The 4,594-nt window shown below is 68.0% G+C and carries 3 protein-coding genes and 1 pseudogene; 2 read left to right on the plus strand and 2 right to left on the minus strand.

Annotated features, from left to right (window positions below):
- On the minus strand, window positions 1-883 hold an 883-nt coding region (locus tag Mrose_RS17810), incomplete at its 3' end, for a hypothetical protein (protein WP_147371721.1).
- A 109-nt stretch (window positions 884-992) separates the two neighbouring features.
- Here Mrose_RS17810 and recG point away from each other — a divergent pair.
- Window positions 993-3,374 carry an ATP-dependent DNA helicase RecG gene (gene recG, locus Mrose_RS17815; RefSeq protein ID WP_119280549.1) on the plus strand — a complete coding sequence of 794 codons (2,382 nt, stop codon included), beginning with the start codon at window positions 993-995 and terminating at the stop codon, window positions 3,372-3,374.
- A gap of 125 nt (window positions 3,375-3,499) precedes the next feature.
- Window positions 3,500-3,724 carry a hypothetical protein gene (locus Mrose_RS17820; protein ID WP_119280551.1) on the plus strand — a complete coding sequence of 75 codons (225 nt, stop codon included), beginning with the start codon at window positions 3,500-3,502 and terminating at the stop codon, window positions 3,722-3,724.
- 207 nt (window positions 3,725-3,931) lie between these two features.
- On the opposite strand, the pseudogene Mrose_RS17825 reads toward Mrose_RS17820, so the two are convergent.
- Window positions 3,932-4,594: pseudogene (locus Mrose_RS17825) on the minus strand (DNA polymerase III subunit gamma/tau); the annotation flags it as partial.

Below are 4,594 nucleotides of genomic sequence, written 5' to 3' on the forward strand. Positions count from 1 at the left end.
CCTCGGGGTGGAGCAGGCGGGCTTTGGGGTCGCTGAGGTCGATGACCCAGCGGTGGGGGCCGCGGCCTCGAGCCAGGTTGACCAGCAGGCGCAGCTCCGAGGGGGGAAGGCGCAGGGGGTTGGCGCTGGCGAAGAGCCCGATCTGCTGAGCGCGGGCCCGCTTGAGTGCGTTGCGGGCGCGGCCCAGCTTGGTGGCGGGGTCGTTGGCCTCGTCGTAAAGCTGCTGTGGGCTCATCACCGTGCCCTGCAACGAGGCGCTGGCGAGGCGGGCCTTGAGGAAGGGGTCGATGTTGGGCCAGATGAAATAAGGCAGCACCAGGCCGGCCTCGAGCATGCGGTCGTTGTAGCTGTGGCGCCGGGCTTCAGGCAGTTTCCTGGCGGGGTCGTTGGGGTGGATGAAGGCCAGGAAGCGCCCGTAGCCGTCCATGACCTCGTAGGCGAAGGCCAGGAAGAAGCGGAACTCCTCCTTGGCCTGCCCCAGGGCCACCCGGTCGGCTTCGACCATCTGGGCCAGCCCTTTGCGGGCTTCCTGGGCGTGGAAATGGTGGTTGGCGGCCACGCCGGGGCCGAGGAGGGCCTCGAGGTGCCGCTTGAGCCCCCGGCTGATTCGGGCGTTGCGCAACGGGTCACCGCTCAGAAAGGCTTCCCAGCGTGGGCTGCTCAGGGAGGGGAAGTCGCTGGCGCTCGAGTCGGGCAGTCGGGCGCTGACCTCCGGCGCATCCACGCCCAGGAAGCGGATGCCGAAGTCCTCCGGCGCCCGCACGTCGATGGTGTCGCCGTCGTGGACGGCCTGGGCCACGCTGCCGACTTGGGTGCCGTGCATCCCCAGCCCTACCCGCCCCACGATCAGGCCCGAACTCAACTGCTCGATGGTCTTGGCCATGTGCCCTCCCTGTAGCCTCAGGACTCGAGGCCAAGTGTAGCGACCGGGCAGTTACGTCATCGTTACGCCCGGTTCATAAACCCCCAATCAGGTATGGCATGATGGGGCCGTGACCAAGGACGAGCTCAGGGAACGCCTGCTGCGACCCCTGCGCCGCGAGCTTTCCGACGGCGCGCAGGACCGGGTGGTGGCGGGGGGCCTCGAGAAGCTGGTGCAGAACCTGGGTCAGCCCTTCCCCGAACTCGCCCACCTCCTGGCGGGCTACCGCGAGATGGGCACCGCGCAGCGCCTGGAGCGGCTACAAAAAGCCATCGAGCTGCTGGCCAGCGGCCAGGACCCCATCCTCACCGCCCCGGTGCGCGCGAAGCCCTCTCAGCCGCCCCCCGGCCAGGTGGCCTCGCCCGCCGCTCCCAGCCCGGAGGCGCCGCAGGCGGTGGGGGAAATCGGCTTCGACACCCCCGTGGAGGCCATCGCCCTGGGGCCGGGCGGCAAGAAGAAGCTGGGTGAGCTGGGCATTCGGGTGCTGCGCGACCTGCTGCACGGCTACCCCCGCCGCTACGAGGACCGCCGGGCTTTGCAGAGCGTGCGCGAACTCGAGGAGGGCCAGAAGGCCACCGTGGTGGGCACGGTGCTCAGCCGCGAGCTGGTCAAGACCCCGCGCAAGGGGATGCAACTGGTGCAGGTGCGCTTCATGGACGCGTGGGGCTGGAAGTTCACGGGCGTGTGGTTCAACCAGCCCTGGGTGCTCAAGCAGGTGCCCGAGGGGGCTAACCTGCTGGTCTCGGGCCGGGTGCAGCGCCGGGGCGGCAACGTCTCGCTGATGGTGGAGTACTTCGAGGACGAGGCAGGCGAGTCGCTCTCGACCGGGCGCATCGTGCCGGTGTACCCCTCGCGCGAGGGCATCTCCCAGGCTTTTCTACGCCGGGTGGCCTGGCGAACCCTCGAGGCCTTTGCCCGCATCCCCGACCCACTCGAGCCCTACCGCGCCGCCCTGGGGCTGCCTGACCTCGACTGGGCGCTGCGCCAGGCCCACTTCCCCGACTCCGAAGAAAAACTCGAGCGCGCCCTCTACCGCCTCAAATTCGACGAATTTCTGCTACTCGAACTCAAGGTGATGATCCAGTCGGGCGGCTCGGCCTTGCTGGGGCGCTACTTCCGGGTGGAGCCCCAGTGGCTGGAGCGCTTCCGCGACAACCTGCCCTTCACCTTCACCAAGGCCCAGGAGCGGGTGCTGGGCGAGATCCTCGCCGACATGCAGAGCGAGCGCCAGATGGCTCGGCTGGTGCAGGGCGACGTGGGCTCGGGCAAGACCGCCGTGGCCGCCGCCGCGCTCTACATCGCCGCGCAGAACGGGGCCCAGGGGGCCTTGATGGCCCCTACCGAAATCCTGGCCAAGCAGCATTACCAGAATCTGCAGAAATACCTCTTCCCGCTGGGCGTGACCGTGGATTTGCTGGTAGGCTCGATGCCCATGGCCGAGAAGCGCGGGGTGCTCGAGCGGCTCAAGTCGGCCCACACCGACGTGGTGGTGGGCACCCACGCCCTGATCCAGGAGCGGGTGGAGTTCAAGGACTTGGGCCTGGCGGTCATCGACGAGGAGCATCGCTTCGGCGTGTTGCAGCGCCGCCGCCTCTTAGGCAGCCGCCCCGACGTGCTGGTGATGTCGGCCACGCCCATCCCCCGCTCGCTGGCGCTGACGATGTACGGCGACCTCGAGGTCAGCCTGATCGACGAGCTGCCCCCCGGGCGCACCCCGGTCAAGACCAAGGTGCTCACCCAGAAGACCCGCCTGCAGGCCTACGCCTTCGCCCGCCAGGAGATCGCCAAGGGGCATCAGGTCTTCGTGGTCACACCTATGATCGAAGAGGGCGACAACGAAGCCACCGCCGAGCTGGCCGCCGCCACCAAGCTGGCCGACGAGCTGCGCGAGCTGCTGCCCGACGTGCGCATCGAGTTGCTGCACGGCAAGATGAAGGCCGAGGAAAAGGACCTGGTGATGGAGCGCTTCAAGAATGGCCACTTCGACCTGCTGGTAAGCACCACGGTCATCGAGGTGGGCGTGGACATCCCTCAGGCCACGCTGATGATCATCGAGAACGCCGAGCGCTTTGGGCTGGCCCAGCTTCACCAGCTTAGGGGCCGGGTGGGGCGGGGCGGTCTGGAGTCTTACTGCATCCTCATCGCGGGCGAGAGCAGCAAGAAGACCCTCAGCCGCCTGCGCATCATCGAGGAGAGCACCGACGGCTTCTACATCGCGGAAAAGGACCTCGAGCTACGCGGCCCCGGCGAGCTGCGCGGCCTGCGCCAGTCCGGCATGCCCGACCTGCGCATCGGCGACCTGGCCTCCGACCAGGAGATCATCGAGAAAAGCCGTGAACTCGCCAAGCAGATCCTCGAGGCCGACCCCTACCTCGAGGCCCCCCAGCACGCCCTGCTCAAGCGCGAGCTCCAGGCGCGGGCCGAGGCCATCGGGTTCCGTGAGGTGATTTAGCGCTTTAAGGGGTCAGTGGTCAGCTCGTGGCTTGTCAAGGGTCGAGGGCCAAAGCGTCTTGCGTAGGACCTACGACCCGCCCCCGGCATCCGGCCCTCGCCCCTCCTCCGGGAGTACCATGGGGTATGGCCTGGATTGCAGTGCTCGGGTTGTTGCTGGCGGTATTCGTGGTGGTGTATGTGGCCCTCAGGAATTCGCGGGAGTACGCTGCTTCCACGCCCGCACTCCTCGAGCCCACGGCCTCGGTGATCGTGGATATGGACGATGAGCTTCCCAGCGAGATCGACTTCGACTCCGGCATCGAGGCGGGACGCAAGGCGCTCGAGGCGCGAAGGCCAAAGGAGGGTTGATCACCCCGAACCCCGACGGGCAGGGGTTTGCTCCCTGACCCGGCCCTGACCCGCATTGGCTAAAGTGCCCTGGGAGGAGCGCCGTGGAAGTGCTGCTTTTTCTGCTCATCGGCGGGCTGTTGGCCTGGCCGATCGTGTGGCTTTGGCTCGAGGCCGCCCGCAACCCGCTCGAGGCCCAACGCGAGGAACTGGAGTGGGGCTGAGGGGTTATTCCTCGCCTGCCTCCTCGGCCTCTCCTCCCCCTTCGGCGCCAACGGCGGGGGATTCCCTGGGGGTTTCGCGGTGAATCTTGCGGATGCGGGCACCGAAGAGCTTGAGCAGCTTCTGGAAGCGCGGGTCGGCGGTGAGGTCCGAGCCGGAAGCGCGGGCCAGTGAGGCGGGTTCCTCCTCGAGCCCTTCCTCCTCGAAGGGGGGCGATTCGTGGGCCGCTTCGCCCAGGTCCTCGAACCGCACGCCCCCACTCGAGGGCTCAGGCGCGGGGACGGGTTGGGGCTGTGGGGCCAGGACATCGGCTTCGGCAGGCTGCGGCTGGGGCGGGGCCTCGGCCACCAGGTCGGCTACGGGCGCGGGGGTAAAGCGCTGGAAGGGCGCGGGAGGGCTAGGGGTTACTTTTTTTTTATCCCCGCCCAGCACCAGCTCCACCTGATAGTCGCCCATGACGTCCCGCACCGCCTTCTGGATGGCCTCGAGGTTCTTCTGGGCCCTTTGGTAGTGGAAGCTGGCCCGCTCGGGGAATACCAGGGTCAGCCTGTTGCTGCCGTCTTCGGGAGGGTAGGGCCTGGCCTCGCGAAAGAAAGCCCGCAGGTTGACCCCGATCTGGCCCAGCACGTCTCGCCAGGCCTGGTTGAGGTCGAGCTGGGGGGCAGGGGG

It is taken from the genome of Calidithermus roseus (assembly GCF_003574095.1).
GTDB lineage: Bacteria > Deinococcota > Deinococci > Deinococcales > Thermaceae > Calidithermus > Calidithermus roseus.

Excerpts from the sequence above, each read along its gene's own strand:
- Mrose_RS17820 (WP_119280551.1), top strand. The coding sequence starts at position 3,500 with ATGGCCTGGATTGCAGTGCTCGGGTTGTTGCTGGCGGTATTCGTGGTG.